Origin of the sequence: Prosthecobacter sp. (assembly GCF_044222565.1) — a bacterium.
Taxonomy (GTDB): domain Bacteria; phylum Verrucomicrobiota; class Verrucomicrobiia; order Verrucomicrobiales; family Verrucomicrobiaceae; genus Prosthecobacter.
Genome location: NZ_JBGANA010000030.1, coordinates 60,283 through 77,757, shown reverse-complemented (window position 1 = coordinate 77,757; position 17,475 = coordinate 60,283). Strand labels below are relative to the sequence as shown.

General features: G+C 60.0%; 24 protein-coding genes. 22 read left to right on the top strand and 2 right to left on the bottom strand.

The window, feature by feature from the left end; all coding sequences use genetic code 11:
* Positions 1-28 precede the first annotated feature (28 nt).
* The 10 genes from ACILSR_RS29160 to ACILSR_RS29115 all read left to right on the top strand — a co-directional run bounded on the left by ACILSR_RS29160 (position 29) and on the right by ACILSR_RS29115 (position 6,381).
* Entirely contained in the window at positions 29-613 is a 585-nt protein-coding gene (locus ACILSR_RS29160) for a hypothetical protein (RefSeq protein WP_395753348.1), read from the top strand.
* Positions 576-1,103 (top strand): hypothetical protein, encoded by a 528-nt coding sequence (locus ACILSR_RS29155; protein WP_395753347.1) that lies wholly within the window; start codon positions 576-578, stop codon positions 1,101-1,103. The genes ACILSR_RS29160 and ACILSR_RS29155 overlap by 38 nt, the downstream gene beginning before the upstream one ends.
* 147 nt (positions 1,104-1,250) lie before the next feature.
* Entirely contained in the window at positions 1,251-1,985 is a 735-nt protein-coding gene (locus ACILSR_RS29150) for a hypothetical protein (RefSeq protein ID WP_395753346.1), read from the top strand.
* On the top strand, positions 1,900-2,682 hold the full coding sequence (locus ACILSR_RS29145; protein WP_395753345.1) for a hypothetical protein: 783 nt from the start codon (positions 1,900-1,902) through the stop codon (positions 2,680-2,682). The genes ACILSR_RS29150 and ACILSR_RS29145 overlap by 86 nt, the downstream gene beginning before the upstream one ends.
* Positions 2,683-2,996: 314 nt before the next feature.
* Complete coding sequence (locus ACILSR_RS29140; RefSeq protein ID WP_395753344.1) at positions 2,997-3,323, top strand: hypothetical protein; 327 nt, start codon at positions 2,997-2,999, stop codon at positions 3,321-3,323.
* 158 nt (positions 3,324-3,481) lie between these two features.
* Complete coding sequence (locus ACILSR_RS29135; RefSeq protein ID WP_395753343.1) at positions 3,482-4,441, top strand: DUF932 domain-containing protein; 960 nt, start codon at positions 3,482-3,484, stop codon at positions 4,439-4,441.
* A gap of 181 nt (positions 4,442-4,622) precedes the next feature.
* Positions 4,623-5,015: a hypothetical protein gene (locus tag ACILSR_RS29130; protein ID WP_395753342.1), complete on the top strand. Its 393-nt coding sequence runs from the start codon at positions 4,623-4,625 to the stop codon at positions 5,013-5,015.
* 3 nt (positions 5,016-5,018) lie between these two features.
* Positions 5,019-5,186 carry a SymE family type I addiction module toxin gene (locus ACILSR_RS29125; protein ID WP_395753341.1) on the top strand — a complete coding sequence of 56 codons (168 nt, stop codon included), beginning with the start codon at positions 5,019-5,021 and terminating at the stop codon, positions 5,184-5,186.
* Positions 5,183-5,818 (top strand): ATP-binding protein, encoded by a 636-nt coding sequence (locus ACILSR_RS29120; RefSeq protein WP_395753340.1) that lies wholly within the window; start codon positions 5,183-5,185, stop codon positions 5,816-5,818. The genes ACILSR_RS29125 and ACILSR_RS29120 overlap by 4 nt, the downstream gene beginning before the upstream one ends.
* The gene (locus ACILSR_RS29115) at positions 5,815-6,381 is read left to right on the top strand and encodes a hypothetical protein (protein ID WP_395753339.1); all 567 of its coding nucleotides are present in this window, start codon (positions 5,815-5,817) and stop codon (positions 6,379-6,381) included. Before ACILSR_RS29120 ends, ACILSR_RS29115 begins: the two co-directional genes overlap by 4 nt.
* 2 nt (positions 6,382-6,383) lie before the next feature.
* Here ACILSR_RS29115 and ACILSR_RS29110 read toward each other — a convergent pair whose 3' ends face one another.
* Positions 6,384-6,968 carry a hypothetical protein gene (locus tag ACILSR_RS29110; RefSeq protein ID WP_395753338.1) on the bottom strand — a complete coding sequence of 195 codons (585 nt, stop codon included), beginning with the start codon at positions 6,966-6,968 and terminating at the stop codon, positions 6,384-6,386.
* Between the two features lie 102 nt (positions 6,969-7,070).
* On the opposite strand from ACILSR_RS29110, the gene ACILSR_RS29105 reads away from it, so the two are divergent.
* Positions 7,071-8,000, top strand: coding sequence for a hypothetical protein (locus tag ACILSR_RS29105; protein WP_395753337.1), 930 nt, complete (start codon positions 7,071-7,073; stop codon positions 7,998-8,000).
* Between the two features lie 71 nt (positions 8,001-8,071).
* Positions 8,072-9,994: a terminase gpA endonuclease subunit gene (locus tag ACILSR_RS29100; RefSeq protein ID WP_395753373.1), complete on the top strand. Its 1,923-nt coding sequence runs from the start codon at positions 8,072-8,074 to the stop codon at positions 9,992-9,994.
* A 198-nt stretch (positions 9,995-10,192) separates the two neighbouring features.
* Here the strand turns inward: ACILSR_RS29100 and ACILSR_RS29095 are convergent, their stop codons facing one another.
* Entirely contained in the window at positions 10,193-10,771 is a 579-nt protein-coding gene (locus tag ACILSR_RS29095) for a hypothetical protein (RefSeq protein ID WP_395753336.1), read from the bottom strand.
* 203 nt (positions 10,772-10,974) lie between these two features.
* Between ACILSR_RS29095 and ACILSR_RS29090 the strand changes: the two genes are divergently transcribed.
* From ACILSR_RS29090 to ACILSR_RS29045, 10 genes are all read left to right on the top strand, one after another.
* Positions 10,975-11,271 carry a hypothetical protein gene (locus ACILSR_RS29090; RefSeq protein ID WP_395753335.1) on the top strand — a complete coding sequence of 99 codons (297 nt, stop codon included), beginning with the start codon at positions 10,975-10,977 and terminating at the stop codon, positions 11,269-11,271.
* Positions 11,268-12,740 (top strand): phage portal protein, encoded by a 1,473-nt coding sequence (locus ACILSR_RS29085; protein WP_395753334.1) that lies wholly within the window; start codon positions 11,268-11,270, stop codon positions 12,738-12,740. The genes ACILSR_RS29090 and ACILSR_RS29085 overlap by 4 nt, the downstream gene beginning before the upstream one ends.
* Positions 12,737-13,600 (top strand): S49 family peptidase, encoded by an 864-nt coding sequence (locus ACILSR_RS29080; RefSeq protein WP_395753333.1) that lies wholly within the window; start codon positions 12,737-12,739, stop codon positions 13,598-13,600. The genes ACILSR_RS29085 and ACILSR_RS29080 overlap by 4 nt, the downstream gene beginning before the upstream one ends.
* Positions 13,601-13,657: 57 nt before the next feature.
* Complete coding sequence (locus ACILSR_RS29075; protein ID WP_395753332.1) at positions 13,658-14,086, top strand: hypothetical protein; 429 nt, start codon at positions 13,658-13,660, stop codon at positions 14,084-14,086.
* A gap of 48 nt (positions 14,087-14,134) precedes the next feature.
* On the top strand, positions 14,135-15,244 hold the full coding sequence (locus tag ACILSR_RS29070; RefSeq protein WP_395753331.1) for a major capsid protein: 1,110 nt from the start codon (positions 14,135-14,137) through the stop codon (positions 15,242-15,244).
* A gap of 28 nt (positions 15,245-15,272) precedes the next feature.
* Positions 15,273-15,500: a hypothetical protein gene (locus ACILSR_RS29065; protein WP_395753330.1), complete on the top strand. Its 228-nt coding sequence runs from the start codon at positions 15,273-15,275 to the stop codon at positions 15,498-15,500.
* Between the two features lie 51 nt (positions 15,501-15,551).
* Positions 15,552-15,953 (top strand): hypothetical protein, encoded by a 402-nt coding sequence (locus ACILSR_RS29060; protein ID WP_395753329.1) that lies wholly within the window; start codon positions 15,552-15,554, stop codon positions 15,951-15,953.
* 104 nt (positions 15,954-16,057) lie between these two features.
* Positions 16,058-16,717, top strand: coding sequence for a glycosyltransferase family 2 protein (locus ACILSR_RS29055; protein ID WP_395753328.1), 660 nt, complete (start codon positions 16,058-16,060; stop codon positions 16,715-16,717).
* A gap of 21 nt (positions 16,718-16,738) precedes the next feature.
* Complete coding sequence (locus ACILSR_RS29050; RefSeq protein WP_395753327.1) at positions 16,739-17,101, top strand: hypothetical protein; 363 nt, start codon at positions 16,739-16,741, stop codon at positions 17,099-17,101.
* 7 nt (positions 17,102-17,108) lie between these two features.
* A complete protein-coding gene (locus tag ACILSR_RS29045) occupies positions 17,109-17,447 on the top strand; it encodes a hypothetical protein (protein WP_395753326.1) in 339 nt (112 codons plus the stop codon).
* The last annotated feature ends 28 nt before the right edge of the window (positions 17,448-17,475 follow it).

Below are 17,475 nucleotides of genomic sequence, written 5' to 3'. Positions count from 1 at the left end.
ATCAGCCTTTGTGCCATAATTCAGGCGAATGTCTCGCGACGCCGCCGAATTCCGAGAGTCGAGCTATTGGCCCGACGTCATCCAAGGCTGTGACACGCTCGCTGAGCATGTTGCGGAACTGGTGACGGAAGAATGGCCAGCCAGGGCTGACCCAAAAGCGAAAGCGGCCGTGATCAAGCTCGTGCACCGCGTGGTGCAGCGGCTGCTGGAAGAAGGTCGGCTCGCGCCACTGGTGGACGTCAAGAAGCTGTCAGGGCGAGAGCTGCTCGCAAAACTGCTGGACGAGATCATGGAGGCTCCGGACGCGCGTCTCATGGCCTACTGTGTGGACTTGGTCATGGAGACTGGCGTCAAACTCGGCGCGTCGATGACGAGCATCGCAGACGAATTCAAGATCACCAAATCGACGGTTTCGCACCACTGCTGTCATTTGAAAGAGACCTATCTCAAAGGCCGCCCTGCAGCAGGCATGAAGAGCGTGGCGGCCGTGGAGAGCTACCGCAAGATCAGGATGGGGAAGAGCAGCCGCGGACCACGCATCGACTGGCAGTTCGCCACCACCTTTGCCAAGCACTATGGAAGCACAAGCACTACCCACAGCGGACCAAATTGAGGAGATCACCCGCCTGATCGAATCCGCCAATGACGTCGGCGACCAGGCTGTCGCCTTCAGCGCCGCGCGTCTGAAGGTGTGCGTGGATGTGGGCGAACGGCTCAACGCATGGAAGAAGCAGCTCGGGCATGGACGTTGGGAGGCCTTTGCCGATGAGCATTGGCCAGATCTGACCAAGCACACGCGCACCCGCTGGCAGCAGCTGGCCATCGCGAAAGCCAGTGGCCGTCTGAACCTGGACGATGCACGAGGCCTGCGACATGCCTACGTCCTCGCCGGCATCCTGCCAGACACGGCACCCGCAGACAATACCAAGAGCACGGCCAAGCAGAGGAGCTACCTCGTGCACATCGCCCGCCTGGTCGCAGCGCTGCAGCATATCGACATCAAGACGCTGAAGCCAGTCGAACGGTCCACCCTTGCAGAGCGTCTTAAGCCCGTCGTCGCCCTGCATTCCCAGCTCACAACAGACGTCATCCCTACGGCCTAGCCTAGCCAACAGCCACAGCACAGCCGCCATCCATACAGTCCAGCCACCACCAACGCCAGCCAGGCTGGCCAGCCCACCCCCCATAAGGAGTCTCCTAGCCACCCCCCACCCCAAGGGGTTTTTCCATCTATCATCGTTTTCGTGTGTATGACCCAAAAACCAAGTTCCCATGAAATTTTGACGCCCGACGGCATCCCCGTCCATTGCCTTCATTCGGCGATCGTGCCGGCGGATCAGCTCAAGCTCTTCCCCGGCAACTACCGCAAGCACAAGCCAAAGCAGCTCGACCGCATGCTGAAAGTCGTGAACGGCAACGGCTGGCGCCGGTGCGCCGTGGTCTCGAATCTCAGTGGGTGCGTCATCAAAGGAAACGGCATGGTCCAGCTCGCGCAGCGCAATGGCCTGCACGTCCCCATCGAATACCAGGACTACAAATCACGCGCCGAAGAACTCCGCGACCTGGTCGCCGATAACAAACTCGCCGAGCTCGCAGAAGATGATGACGAGGCCCTGCGCAAGCTCCTCTCCGAAATCGATTCCAGCGAGCTCGAGTGCGCCGCCGTCACATCCGAAGAGCTGGAAGCGCTCATACGGGATGCCGAGATCCCAGACGCAGAGTTCCCCATCACTGCAAAGCTTCACGAACGTTACGACTACGTCCTGGTCTTCACCACCAACGAAAGCGATTTCGCCTTCCTGCAGACTCTGACCGGCGTTGAGCCTGAGCGCTCGTACAAGAAATCCGGCGTCGGCATCGGCCGCGCCATCCCCTTCCCTCGTTTCCTCAAATCCATCCGTGAAAATCGTCATTCCCTCGATGTCCAGGGCGAACAGCATGACCACGCACCTGCTGGTGCCGGGGGCGCTGCTGTGCGTGCCTGAGAGCCAGCAAGCCATCTACGAAGCTCGTCTCCAAGACGACATGTGCCGCGTGCCAGCTCATCTGCGCGCTCAAATCGTTACGCACCCGGACAGCGTCAAAGGTCTCACGCCAAAGCTCAACTGGTGCTTTGATCACCTCGAAGACGAGGACGGCATCGTCTTCATCGATGACGACATCACCAGCGTGCAGCGCTGCTTCGTCGAGCAGGGCGAGGAATCCACCATCAGAGACCCGTATCTGATCCGTGACATCATCTGGACTACCTTCATCACCGCGCGGGATCTCGGCGCCTATTACTTCGGCTGGGAGGCTTCCAATGGGGCCCTGCGCTACTACACCGGACTCAAGCCCATGATGCTCACCGGCTACATCAACGGCTGCGCCATGGGCTTTCGCCGCGGCCACGGCCTGCGATTCGACGAGCGCGTCGTGGCCAAGAACGATTTCGACATCGCCGCGGCGAATGCCTACCGGCACCGCATGTGCTACAAGAACTGCCGGTACACCTTCTGCCAGAAAGGCACGTTCACCGGCAAAGGCGGCCAGGCCGCGTACCGCACCTCCACCACGGAACAACGCGACGTCGAGCTGCTCCGCCGCAAGTGGGGCGACGTCTTCAGCTTCGGCGGCCACAGCGGCACCCGGAAACGAGACTACGCCGGCGTGCAAAAGATCGCGCTGAAGCTTCCGTTTTAAAGTTGCAGACCGCGCCTGATTCGTCAGAGTCGCGGTCACAACTCGAACCGGGATGCGCCAACCCGACCAAACGGGCGAATTCAGAAATGGAAACAAACAAGGAGGCCATGCGCCTTCCAGATCCTGTGCTCGTGCGGATTTTTCGTGCCGGCCGCATATCCGATGTCATCAAGGTGGACATGGACGATGAAAGAAACCTCACAGTGATCATGCGTGGTGAACCAGCTCCCGTTCGATTCTCCAACCTTACCGATGTCGGCTGGGTGCTAGAGGGTACTTGCCAGGGATTGTAGCCGACCTAGAATCCGGCCACGATGGCCTGGAAGGATGCTAAAGCCGAGGGAACGAAATGGGCAGATGAAAAGCTGCCTGCAGATCTGCGTGGCCAGGTGTTGCAGCTGGTGAACTTCGAGACCGATTTTGACTCTCGATTCTTTTACCCCGACCGCAGCGCCCAATACCATAGCATGATCACCAATGCGATCGCTCGCAATGCGCGCAAACGCGGGGCTAAAACGGTATATGCGACAATCACGCCTAGCGCCTACATGGAATGGCAGACCGGGCAAGGGAAAGAAGATAGCAAGGAACTTAGGCTCAAATTCATCGAGAGCTGCCATTTCCTCAGCGCGAACGCGTGAGCACCGGCCCTGCCAAGCTGTCTCATTTCATTGCTAAATATTTTTAGGCCTGTCGCTGCTTTTTACGCGACGTCACGAAGGCGAGGGTCGAAGATCGTTTCGTCAGAGAAACAAACCAAACGGGATGCGCCAACCCGACCAAACCGGCACCCAATACAATGGCACATGAACTCAGCATCCAGAATGGCCGCGCAGAAATGTTTAGCGGCAGAAACATCACCCCGTGGCACCGCCTCGGCACCGTCGTTGAAGGCCTCCTCACCAGTTCAGAAGCGCTCGAAGCAGCGCATTTAAACTGGAATGTCGTCGGCAATCCGGTGCTCGCCCAGGTCAACGGCGCACCAACTGCGGTCCCCGGCTACCAAGCCATCACCCGCGAAGACTCGGGCGCGGTGCTGTCCATCATGAAGGACAGCTATCACCCCATCCAGAACGCCGAGGCCTTCGAATTCTTCGATGCAGTCGTCGGCGAGGGTCAGGCCATCTACGACACCGCCGGCGCATTGCACGGCGGTCGCCGGGTGTGGATCATGGCCCGCATTCCAAAGACCGTTTTTATTGACGGGGGTGACGAGCTCGAAAGGAACATCCTGCTCTACACTTCGCACGATGGCAGCAGCACGCTCAAGATGCAGCAGGTGATGACGCGAGTCGTTTGCCAGAACACTCTCTCCGTTGCTCTTCGGCAGGCTACCAACACTGTTTCCATCCTCCATCGTGGAAACTACAAGCAGCGTGTCGTCGAAGCTCAGCGCGCCCTCAAAGTGGTGCACGGCTACTTCGACGATCTCACCAGCTTGATCGAACTGTTCGCCGCCAAGCCCATGTCTCACAGCGACATGCGCGACTTCACCGAAAAGCTGCTCCCCATCGCCCCCGGTGAGAAGTCGCCCAGGACAGAAAAATCCCGCGGTGAAATCGCCGACTTGTTCAGCAAAGGCACCGGCAATAATGGCCGCACGCGCTGGGATGCGCTCAACGCTGTCACCGAATGGGTCGATCATCGCCGCACCTATGGCCGCACCCAGCTCGGAGTCGCCGATGAAACCCGGTTCGCCTCGACGCTCTTCGGCAGCGGGGCGGAGATCAAAGCCTCCGCAGTCGCTCTTCTCTCCTAGCGGATCCCCCACCGATGCCGCGTTAGCAGTGGCCCTGCCAACGCGGCATTTTGGTGGGAAATAAAAGTTAGGGTCAAATGCTGGATTTACGCGACGTCACGAAGGCGAAAGTCGAAACTCAGGACGTCAGAGAAACAAACCAAACGGGATGTGCCAACCCGCAAAAACCGGCGAAGCAGAAATGAACACCACCAACTCTACCAAAGCCCTCGCACTCGGTCAGAACATCACCGCCATTCGCTCCCTCGGAGTGACCAAAACCAATCGCCTCGTCCATGCCGCCGCGCACCTCGATACTCTCCGCGATGCCTTCGCCGAGTGGGAAGCCGGGGAAATCTACATCTGCAAAAAGACCGCGACCTATCGCTACCGGTTCGGCGATCGCTCCAAATCGGTCACGCCATGGAATGACGTCGCCAAGCGTCTTTTCGCCAGTCCAGCCGAGTTCGCTTTCGCAGTGGCCGTCTTTTCACCAGAGACGCCTGTAGAGCCGCCTGCAGCAGCGCCGGCCATTCAGACACCCGCCGTGCGCTCCACGCGCGTCAACGTCCTCAAAATCGCCCAAGCCGCCTAAGCCATGCACTCTCGCAAAGTCTATTCCGCCTGGCAGCGGCGCCGATCTGTTCCGCAGATCAAACTCCAAGGCCAGTGGCTCGCCGCTGCCGGCCTTTCCATTGGGGCCCCGATCCGCGTCCAGGTCGAGCACGGCCGTCTGATCATCACCCCCACCACCGCGACCCCATGAAAGCGCCCTTCCCTGCTCTCATCGGTCCCGCCGCTGCCGCTCTGGCAGCGGCGCGGAGACTCGCCAGCGATCGCGACCGTCTCGCCATCCTCCTCGATGGCGACCCCGGCATCGGCAAGACGGCCGCGCTGGACCAGCTCGCCCACGAGATTGCCGGCAACGCCTTCTCCATCGAGCACGTCAACGGCCAGTCTCTGAGCGTGGATCTGGTCCGCCAGTGGCGCGAGCGATCGCACTACGGCAACCTCTTCTCTGAGTGGACGGTCAAGCGCGTCGATGAAATCGACTCCGCCAGCTCGTCGGCCATCGCCGAGCTGCTCACCTTCCTCGACTACCTGCCCGCTCACCTCGCCATTCTCGCCACCACCAACGAGTACGCGAAGCTCCGGGCGCAGTCCAAGGGCAGGCTGGAAACCCGATTCCACCGCCTGCAGGTCGAAGCCCCTTCCCTGGAGGAAACCACCGCGCACCTGGTCAAAGCCTACAAGCTGCCCAAAGCCATCGCCCAGCAGATCGCGCGCGGCGCTGTGCCCGATGGCTGCCTGGCTACCGCAGGGTGCAACATGCGCGCGGCCATCAAGGACGCCGAAACCTACAAAGCTGCCACACAGCACGGGAGGGCGGCCGCATGACCTTTGCCGAAATGCCCACCCCCGGCGGCTACCGCTGTGGCGAAGTCGCCAGTGCCCTGCAGAAGTGCATCCGCCGAGGCCTCGAGGAGGACGCCCTGTTCTGGGCAACGGAACTAGATCTCGCTGGCTTCGGAGAGTACGTCTGGAAGCGCCTCCGGATCATCACTAGCGAGGACGTCGGCCTAGCCGCCCCCGGCCTCGCCGCCGAGGTCCGCGCGCTCTACGACAACTGGCTGGACCAGCGGAAAAAGAAAGACGAACGCCACGGCCCCGAGCGGCTGTATCTCGTGCATGCCGTCATACTTCTCGCCCGGGCCAAGAAGTCCCGCATGGTCGATCATGCCCTGATCGTCCATTACGAAGGAACGCGCTGCGCACGCGACATCCCAGACTATGCCCTGGACAAGCACACCGCCCGCGGCCGCCAGCGCCGCCGCGGCTGGAAGCACTTTTGGTCCGAAGGGGCCAAACTCAATCCTGCTTCCGACGTGGGTGACATCTATGCAGGGCGCGCTCATGAGATCCGGCAAGACGCGCAGTTTGAATTGCCGGGCATCGACTGAGATCAGGCCTTATTTGCTTTATCTTCTTCTGAAGACTCAATGAGTGGCGGGAGTGTTCTGACGTAATCAGCCCCCAGCCTAGTGATTCCAAAGACAGGCTCGCCACTTTCATTCTTCATGTGTCTTGCGATGAATCCAACGGAAGCGAGATCACCTATGTCTTCACGCAAAAAGCGTGACTCCTTAGGTTGCTTGGTAGCTCCTCCCACTCGCAAATAAATGCCCCCGCTATATGACTCGATGGACATGTAGGGATAATAGCTTTCTGCTTTGTCCAACAAACGAATCATCCAAAGTGCCTGCTCTGAGAGGCGAATCCGAGGGCAAACCACCTGCGACAATCCTCCCAATATCTCCATCCTCGAAGCAACGAGGCCTATTGTAGTTGATAGCACCTTCAGCTCACTCAATATCTCGGTTTGTTGAGCCTTGAGCAAAAGGTCGATTTCGCGCTCTAAACCGTGAGTGGTAATTATGATGCGCTTCAATTCCTCGAAGTGATGAGTCTCAAGCCATTCGAGAAATTGCTGATGCGTCAATCCCTTCTGATGCCTTCGCTCCTGAATGAACATCCCGATCGTGCTCATTAGATTTGGCAGAGTTTGCGCAGCTATGTCTATAAGTCCTTCCATCTTGCCGTCATACTTGCCACTCTCCGGCCTTTGACAATTCCTTTCCCGGCAAAGTGAATGCTCAAGCCGGAAGATGCCGAAAAGGTTCTGATCAAGAATCTGGCCAACGTGATTCGCAAGGCCAACACCGGCAAGCCTCTCACGGCCGCAGAGCGCGCCCTCATTGAGGAAGCTGCTGCAGGTGGCACGCTCCAGGACACAGGATCAGCTTTCGCCAAGACTTACGACGAGCTGGCCCAAAGATTCGGCCTCACGCGAAAGACGCTCCAGAACGCCAGCAAACGCTTTCCGGAGGAGGTTCCCAAGGCGAGGGCCGACGGGCGGCATGATGTCGCCGCCTGGTCTCAGTTCCTCATCAAGCACAACATCGCCCGGACTGCCGAGAACATCGCCAGCGCCCCGTCGGACGAGGCGAGCGAAGGCCCCGTCACCGTCACGGATTGGAAAGCCCGGGAGGTTCAGCTCAAATGCACGAAGCTCGAACTCGAGAACTGCAAGGTCGCCGGCGAACTGGTGGACGCGGCCGAGGTGGAGACCGGGACCTCGGCGATGGTGCAGGCCTTCGCCCAGGCTCTCAACAATCTCGTGCCGCGCCTGGCGCAGAAGATCCTCGGCACTACGGACTACCACGAAGCCGAAGAGATCATCCAGGGCGAAGTCGATGTGGTCAAGAAAGCGCTCCAGCGCTGCGAGTTCCTCGCGCCTGCTTCTCCCGCTCCAGATCACGAAACGCGCTTCGGCGACACTTTGACCACCGAATGCGTCTCGAATGAATCCGCCAAAAGGGAAAGGGCCGCCGTCGTAGGCAAACAGCCGCGCGATCGCGAGAGCCTCTCCAAATCAGGATCCGCGCCAGTAAAAGGCACGCCCAAGGAGGCATCGAGGAAAGGTGACTCCAAAGGCACCCGCGTCCCATCCGGCAAAAGCCGATGCGTGAAGCGGCCTCCCTCAAACCAGAAAACGCCAGGGCGAATCAAAGGCTCATGATCCCCGCCAGCCTCCGACCTCATCTCCGGAATTTCGTAACCATCGCGCGCGGGATCTGCGCCGCCGTGCTCATGGTCCGCCCCGCGCAGCGCATCTGGGAGTGGATCGACGAGCACGTCGTCATTCCGCAGGTGGTCGGCAGCGTCAATCCCGGGCGTCTGGACACCGCCCAGATGCCCTTCTGGCGCGGGATCTATGACCTCTACTGGAAGCGCAGCACTCATTATGTCACCATCTGCGCCAGCGCCCGTGTTGGCAAGACCCTCTTCGCCATCTGCTGCGTGCTGCACAAGATCGGCATCTGGCCCAATCCCATCCTCTGGCTCGATCCGACGCGCAAGACGGCCGTGGCGTTCTCCCGCGCCGAGCTGCAGGCCCACATGCTCGAGTGCGAACCCGTGAAGGCCCGCGCCATCATCGACAAGGTACATTGGACCACGCTCATGATGCATTTCGTGGGCTGCATCTTCCGCATGGTCGGCGGCGGCTCGCCGGCGGAGCTGGCAGGCTTTCAAGCCGAGCTCGTGGTGATCAACGAGAGCGACAAGGTCAAGCACTCCGTCAAAGCCGAGTCCCCTTCTCAGGAGCTGGCCATCGTCCGCACGAAGCAGTTTCGGCACACGCGGAAGATCATCGAGGAAAGCACGCCCACTACGGAGTGGGGCCGGATCTGGCGCCGGTTCAAAGAGGGCAGCCAGCACTACGTTTACCTGCCCTGCCCTCACTGCGGCCACAAGCAGCGTCTCACGTTCTTCACCGAGGAAAAGGAAGTCCCATTCGATGCCGACGGCAAACCGCTCAAGCCCGGCGAGAAACGCACGGAAAAAACCGGGCGCTTCAAGTTCGAGCACCTCAAGACTGCCGAGGGGCATTACGACCTGCAGCGCGTCGAGCGCGAAACGGTCTATGAATGCGCTGGCTGCCAGGGCGAAATCAACCAGAGCCATCAGCCTTGGATGCTCCGTCGCTACGAGCTGCGTTCGCACAATCCCAAAGCACCCATCGACGACATCAGCGTCCACGTCTGGGCGGCGCTCTCGCCCTTTGAAGGCTGGGGCATGCTCTCCAAGAAGTTCCTGCTCGCGCGCGGATCCGCCGCGAAGATGCACGACTTTTACAATTCGGATCTCGGCCTGCCTTTCATCCGCAAGGCCACCGATATCAAGATCGACGACATCGAGGCCGTCATCGCGCGATCGCCGGAGTACTTCCTCCGCTCCATTCCGCGCCGGCCGGAGTTCCTCACGATGTGCGTGGACGTTCAGGGAGACGGCTTCTGGTGGTCCATCCGCGCACATGGCCTCGCCTACGATCAGCCCGACCTTCCCATCTGGACCGCCCTGGTGGACTACGGCGCTGCCGTGAGCTGGCCGCAGATCGAGGAAATCGCCGGCATCTCCACGGACAAGGCCGGGAAGATCAACCAGTACACCTTCACCGATGCCGACGGCACTGTTCACGAGTACATCGTCACCGCCGGCCTGATCGACTCCGGCTATGAAGCGCAGCAAAACAAGAAGGTCTATGCCTTCACGCTCAAGAACGCCGACGTGTTCAGCCCGTCCAAAGGCGGCGGCTGGCAGCATCTCCGCGGCCAGGATGTCCGCACCAGCCCGGTCAACGACGATCAACAAGAACTCGTCTGGTACTACGACGACGGGTTCAAGCAGCAGCTATACTACCACTGCATCAAAGAGCACAAGCGCCTCTGGTGGCTGCCGCGCAACGTTGGTCCCGACTACAAAGCCCAGCTCACCGCAGAGCGCACCCAGGAAGAACAGCAGCCCAACGGCGAAACCAAACTCGTCTGGAAAGTCGAAGGCGAGCAGGGCAATCACATCGGCGACACCGAAAAGATGCACGAGGTCCTCCTCGATGCCGCCATCGAAGAAAAGCTCTCCGAAATCCGCGAGCAATGGTTCAAAGACAATCCGGACCTCGCTGCGGCACTGCAGGAGGAAGAGGAGGCGGAAGATGAAGAGGGGGAAGACTGATGTTGCAGTCGGCTAATTCCAGCAGGCTTGGCTTTACGCGCAATGCGTCATCACGACCTGCCAGGATAACGAGACCCGCCTTCGTCACATGCTCAATTCGATAAGGACCATGCGCTCTCGAAACTGATGGGATCAGCTTAAAACCAGCGTCCCTGCTCATCACCCAAAGGCCGACAGATTGGCGTGCAGTCTCGATATTCATTTTTTGATCTCCGTGACACCGCCGTTCTCATTTGGTCGGTTACGATATCCGGCATCTCTCTCCCTCTCCTCTTTCTCCAGAGTGGCAAGATGCACCGTGTTGAAAGGGATGCCGTTCAGCTTCAACTGTTCGATCGCCATCCGCTGCACATTCCATGCTTTGTGCGTCATCGAGGCCGCGATCAGGCGCAGCGTGTCCATCTCGTTCAGCCCTTCCATCTTCGCTCGGTTCACCGCCGTCAGAAAAGCCGCATCGTTGTGCATGGCAAAACCGAAGAACTGATCCCATCCGCCCAGCCCCACAAACTTCCGGCTTTGCGCGTCTGTGTGCTCTAGAAAAATCAATTCGGGCGGCTCCGGACTTTCATGACTCAATTCATTCCCTTCTCTGCCCGGAATAATGAACCCCTGCACGATGTCTTTGGCTTCAGGCCATAGCCTGAGATTGCGCCAGGTGGCAGTGCCAGTCACGTGCCGATTTATTTGGCGGGATTTGTAGCCGATCAATTCATAATCCGGATTGTTTGGGTGCGTATCTCCAAACTCCGGACTTTTCTCAAGTTTTAATATTTCCATCACCGCATTCTATCACAGCCAGACTCTTGACGAGCGCCCATTTTGACATCATTCTCCGCTCGTTAATCCATCTATGCCATCGCCCGCCTCTGCTCACGCACGCGGGCGGTGTCATGTTGGGCAAAAGTAGCACATGTGCAACTTTTGGCCGTTCGCCCCGGCCGTGTCAGATTGCGAGGGGCGATTGACAGTCCGCCGCAGGCATGACTGTCGAATCATTCGCCCTGGTGCTCGTCGCCGAAATGGAGGCCGATCAAAGCACCGTGCTCGTCGATCGCATCCTGAAGGACGCCCGCAAAAAGCTCCTGGGGGGCAATGGCGTCGTCGGCACCCTCATCCAGAGCGGCGTGAACGGCAAAACCTTCCAGCGGCTGGTGAATCTCGACTGTGTCCAGGTCATCGACGCCTGCAGGCGCGCTCTGAAAATGTACCTCAACGATGGCGAGGACGATGACGAGGTCTCCACCACTTACCCGGACTTCAGCGCAATCATTCGATGAGCGACGCCACCGCCACCACCACCGGCGAAGGCGCTGCCGCCTACGACGCCGCCAAAACCTCGCCGACGCGGTCCTCATTCGTCGCGTTTCCGTTCAACTCGCGCCGTGAGCTCACGCCGCTCACACGCCGGGAGATCGTCCGCAAGCACCGTGCCTTGGAGGCAAACTGCCCTTTCCTCACGCGGGTGATCCGCAAGTCCGCGCGGCATGCCGTCGGTTCCGGCATTCACTTCCGCTGCCTTTCCGAAGACGACGTTTTCAATGACGCCATGCGCCGCGATGTCGAGGAATGGTGGAACAACCCGAACGTCTATTCCATCGACGGTTCCGTCGATGGCTGGGAGGCAAAGCGCCTGGCTGCCGAAGCCATGATGCTCGATGGCGAGTACAACGCCGCGCTCACCAAGCACCCCGACTCCGGATTTCCCTGCATTCAGCCGCTCGATGTCTTCGAAATCGAGACGCCGCCTCTGCGCACCGGCGAAACCTCGCGCGACTGGGATGACGGCGTCCGGATCAATGATTTCGAGCGCCCTATCGAGTTCGCCGTCCGCTCCCTGCCGCGTCTCGCTGGAGACTTCACACGGGACTACCGTTTCATTCCTTCGGACAGCATGTTTCACCTCATGCGCCGTCGGCGTGCCCATGGACACCGCGGCATGCCCTGGGGCTACTCAGGCATCAATCAGGGCATCGATGCTCTGGATCTGAACTCGCTCGTCACCGGCACCGCCAAACTGCACAGCGCCCTGGCCGTCACCGTGAAAGGCACGGGCCGCCGCGGCAAGCGCGGCGCCCTCAACAAAATCAAATCTGCCGGCGGCACCGATGAAAATACCGCCGACACCCAGGCTCTGGAGAAGATCTTCGGTGGTGGCATGATCAACTACCTCGGCGAAACCGGGGAGCTTTCCCTTCTCAGCTCGCAAAATCCGGGACCCAACGTCCTCGCCTTCATCGAAATGCTCTTCCACCAGCTCGCCGCCGGCTGGGACTGTCCTTTCACTGTCTTCTGGGACATGGCCAAAGCCGGAGGCACTGCGGCGCGCTACGATGCCGAGGACGCCCAAAGCACCTTCGATCTGCTGTTCGACCAGATCGTTTACAAGATGGTCCGCCGGGAGATCATCTGGAAAGCCAGCGTCTCCATCAACACTGGCCGCATCCCCAAGCCGAAAGATCCCTGGTGGTTTTCAAAACTCGTCTTCCGCGGCCCGCGCAAGCTCACTGTCGATGTCGGCCGCATGGCCAGCGCCTTCAAGACCCTGGTGCGCAACGGTGCCATGAGCATCCCCCGCTTCATGGAAGAGCAGGGCCTCGACGCCTACGAAGAAGCCCGGGACAACTACAAGTTCCTGAAGTTCCTGCAGGACATGTACGAAGCGGGCGACGTGCCCATTGACTGGGTCATGGAGCCGACACCCGGAAGCCAGACCATCATCAATACCTCAGACCCGAACGCATCATGAAAGCCTACCCCCGCCTCTTCCAAAAGCTCTTCGCCAGCCCGCTCATGCTGCACGCGCCGGCGCGCATGAGCTTCGAAAACGTGCTGCTCTCCCGAATGTTCGGCGAAACGCCGATCGCCGCCGTGCCTGTTGCCCTGGTGGATGCTCCTGCAGAGCCAAAAGACCCCGACACCTGGCGCGTCAGCAGCATCTACGAGCGCACCGGCTCCGTCGCCGTCATCACCATCGACGGTGTGATCGACAAACGCGTCGATGCCTTTGAACTCTCCTGCTACGGCGGCGTCGATCTCGCCGACGTGGACGCTGCCCTCGCCCATGCCGCCAATGACCCGCGCGTCACCAAGATCGTCCTCGATATCCACAGCCCGGGCGGCTCCGTCATCGGCGTACACGATACCTACCAGCGCATCCTCGATCTCGCGCAGACGAAAGAAGTTCATGCCTACGTCAACGCCATGGCCTGCAGCGCCGGCTACTACATTGCATCCGCAGCCGACTTCATTGCCGCCTCACCGTCAGCCATCGTCGGCAGCATCGGCGTTTACATGGCCGTCCTGGACGCTTCCCGCTGGTATCAGGATCAGGGCCTGCAGGTCCAAGTCATGCAGGGCGGCATCTGGAAGACCATGGGAGCCGAATGGAAACCTCTCTCCGACCCGGAACGTGCCAAGCTCCAGGCTGGCGTCGAACAATGCTACACCGCGTTCAAAGCGGCCGTGAACGCCAAGCGCCCCCAGGTCGCAGATTCCACCATGCAAGGCCAGTGGATGAACGGCACCGAAGGCCTCGCCCTCGGCCTGGTGGACGAGACCACCGGCGCGACGCTCGACGAGTACGTCTCCGCTTTGCTGGTCGCTTGAGCCCCTGCCTTTGACACCCCGCTCAGGTCTCTATCACGACTCTCACCAGCGAAAGCCATGCTCGGATCCTCCAAACAAATCGCCGAACTCCAGGAAAAAGTTACGAAGCTTGAGGCTGACCTGGCCAACGCAACCACGGACAAGACAGCACTCGATGCGCAGCTCACCCAGGCCAAGCTCGATTTGAAAGCCGCCCAGGACAAAGCGAGTGCCCACGAGGCCACCATCGCCGATCTCAACAGCAAGCTCACTGCCGCCGAAGCCGCCAGGACTGCAGCAGAAAGCAAAGCCGCTGCCGCCGAGGCCTCCATCGATGCCAAGGTCACCGAACGCCTCGCCGCCGCCGGTGTGGATCCCGTGAAGCGCGATCCATCCGCCAAAGCTGGCGATCCCGGCGTCAAAGCCACCGCCACCGGAGCCAAAGGCATCGCCAAAGCACGCGAAGGCCTGGCCGCACGTCACGCGGCCCTGCACGGCAAAAACTGATCTCATCACCCTTCCCTTTTCACGCTCACGCCAAGTCACCGCAAAACCATGAACCGCCTCGTTCTCACCCTCGCTCTCGTCGCCACCGCCCTGCTCGCTTTCAAGGGCGAAACCTATGCCGCAGCCATCACGCTCTTTGTCGGTTCTGCAGCATCCGTTGACTGGAATTCCTACCGCCCGGAAGTCTTCGGCGTCGGCCTGAACTTCCTGGATCTCGCCAAGGCCAACTCCAACGACATCGTCGGCGGACTCATCGAGGAAAACGCGAACGAAGCGCCCGAGCTCGCCGTCTTTGATTCCGAGGACATGGCGGAGCCTGGCATGCTCAGTTACGACACCCTGCACAGGACCTCTCTGCCGACGGTTTCCTTTGCCGCTGCCGGCAATGGCTTTGATGCCAGTAAGTCCGACATCAAGCTGGTCAATCACCAGTGCTTCCGCTTTGGCGGTCGCATCGAGGCGGCAAAGCACATCGCCGACAACTGGCGCCGCGGCGGCGCCGCCGGCTACCAGGCATTTGAAGCCAGCGGCGTCATGAAGGTGGCCATGCAGTACATCGGCAAGCAGATCTTCTACGGCGTCAGCAATGACGGTCTCGGCTTCCCCGGCATGAAGGCCTTCACGCCTTTCGGTGCGAGCTATACTTACGATGCCACCGGCAGCACAGCGAACACAGGCAGCTCCGTTTACTACGTCAAGTTTGGCGAGCAGTATTCCCGCCTCATGATCGGCCGCGCCCGCAATGGCAACGGCATCTTTGATCTGCCCGACTTCCAGGAGGGAGACATCCTCGGTGCGAACGGCAAGGCGATGCGCGCCTACATCAGCGAGCTTTCCAGCTACATCGGCCTGCAGATCGCCAGCCCTTACAGCGTGCTGCGCATCACCAATCTCACCGCGCAGAATGGCAAGGGTCTCACGGATGCCGTCATCGCCGCTGCGAAGCAGCTCATGCCTTCCGGCTGGGTGCCAGATGCCTGCTTCATGAGCAAGCGCTCCAGCTTCCAGCTCCAGAGCTCCCGCACGGTCACGCTCTTCGGCACCGGAGACAACCGTCCCACTCAGGGCCAGATCGCCCCGGTGCCCACCACGGATGCCGACGGCGTGCCGATCATCCAGACGGATTCGATCCTGAGCACCGACGCCATCGAGTCCTAACGCTCTTTCACTCACCAGCATCCTCCTTATGGAAAAAGTACTCTATCACCAGGAATTCCGCGATCCGAAGGAATTCTGCATCCTGAAAAAGAACCCCGACGGCACTCTCGATGTCGGACCTGAAGGCGGCCCGGCGGTCGTCACCAGCGTCCCAGTTGTCACAGAGCCGAAGAACGGCCACGTCACTCTGTTGGTGGTGGAGGAAGAGGAAAAGCCCAAGGGCAAAGCCAAAAAAAACGCCGAAGCCAGCAAGTAATCATCTGCGTCCGCCAAGTTCCCGGAAATCTCACCTCATCCCTTCCCCGCCATGCGCTCCTTCAAAGATGCCAGCCTCAAGCAGAGTGTTGCTCTGCCAAACGCCGCCAACACCACCAACACCAACAGCATCTCTCTCGGTGCTCCTGGCGGCTTCCCTGTGAATGAAAAGTTTGCCGTGCGTCTCAGCACCACGGCCGGCACCGGCGCCAACAACAAGAACGTCACCATCGTTCTGCAGGGTTCCAACGAAGCCGCCGCGAATTTCACCAACATCACCGGCCTGTCTACCATCGTGATTCCCGAAGTCAGCACCTCCTACGCCGCGACCAATCGCGACGTGGTGCTCCCTCCGAGTTTCGCAAAGACCTACATCCGCGCCTCCGCCACCGGTGAAGCAAACGGCGGAAACGCCGGCGATACTGGCGTCATGACGCTCGAACTCCTCTTCTAAACTTTCAGGCATTGGGTGTTCCTCAAGCCGCGCCTCGGGCAACCAGGCGCGGCTTTTTCATGGACTCTTGACCTCTGCTTTCGGCCCACGTACTCTACATCCACATGAAGCTCTTTCTCGCCCTGCCCGTGTATGATGGTTACGATCCCCATTTCATCAATTCGCTTCTCCATCTGCAGGCCGAGCAGCCTTGCAGCATGATCATTCGTCCGATGATCGGAGACAGCCTCGTCTCCCGCGCACGGAACTCTCTCGCTGCCGACTTCCTCGCCAGCGATGCCACGCACCTTCTCTTTCTCGATACGGACCTCATCTTCACCCCTGAGCATATCAAGCGCCTCCTTTCGCACGATGAGCCCATCGTTGCCGGTCTCTATCCAAAGAAACAACCGGAGCTCGCCTGGGTCTGCAACGTCCTCCCCGGGGAAGCCCCGGATGCCCGCGGCCTGCAGCGAGTGAAATACATCGGCACGGGCTGCCTCCTCATCCGTCGGGACGTCCTCGAACGCATGATCGCCGTGCATCCCGAATGCGCCTATGTCACAGATGCCGGCCAGGTGCAGCGCACCGAGCACGATCTCTTTCCCGTCGGCCCAATGTTTGATCCCGAGCAGAACGCCACCCGCTACCATTCCGAAGACTGGGGCTTCTGCCGCCGTGCCCTTGATCTCGGGTACGAGATCTGGGCAGACACCCGCGTTGCCCTGAAACACGTCGGCCAGTGCGTCTATCCTCTCGTCGATCCCTTTGCCCAGGCTGCGTAGGATCTGACATGCCGCCCGGGCATGTCCCAAGACCTCCTCGCCAAACTCCGCATTGAAGGCCAGAAACTGAACGAAGAAATCAAGGCCAAGAAAAAGCGCCTCGATGAAATCATCGCCGAGCTGCTCAAGGGCGAGCCCGGGAAATTCCCCGAATGCACCATCGTCGGAGAGTCCACCCAGGTCATCGTACCCGAAGGCGAGGACGATGAACGCGTGAAAGAACTCGCCGGCGAAGACTACGGCAGGCTCTTCGAAAAAGTGACGTCCTGGAAATGCGTCAAAGGCTTCGGAGACGTGGTCAACGCTCTCTTCAAAACCCAAACCGCCAACGCCATCCTCAAACGCTGCTCGAAGGTCAAATCGGGCTTCGTGAAGTGGAACTGAACGCGTCATGTCTGACTTCGACGACTTCACCTCCGAGGCCCTGGGCGATGCCGGCGACATCATCGGTCGCGAGAGCTTCACCATCCGCGGCCTCGATGGTCAGACGTTCGAAGGGATCTTGAACGAATTCACCGCCGTTCGGGAAATCGATCTCGGCGGCAAGGTCGGCACCTACACCGCCAGCCTCGTTTGCGAGCTCGAAGAGTTCGACGAGCTCGACGGCCCCCTCGAACGCTCGCTGGAAGGCAAGCGCCTCACCATTGGCGGCCGCGAATACAAGATCGACCGCGTTTCGGTCGATTCCTCCTCCGCCACCCTCGGCCTGGCCAACCTCAATTCGAAGTAACCCGCCGCTGCTGACAGGCCGCCCCATT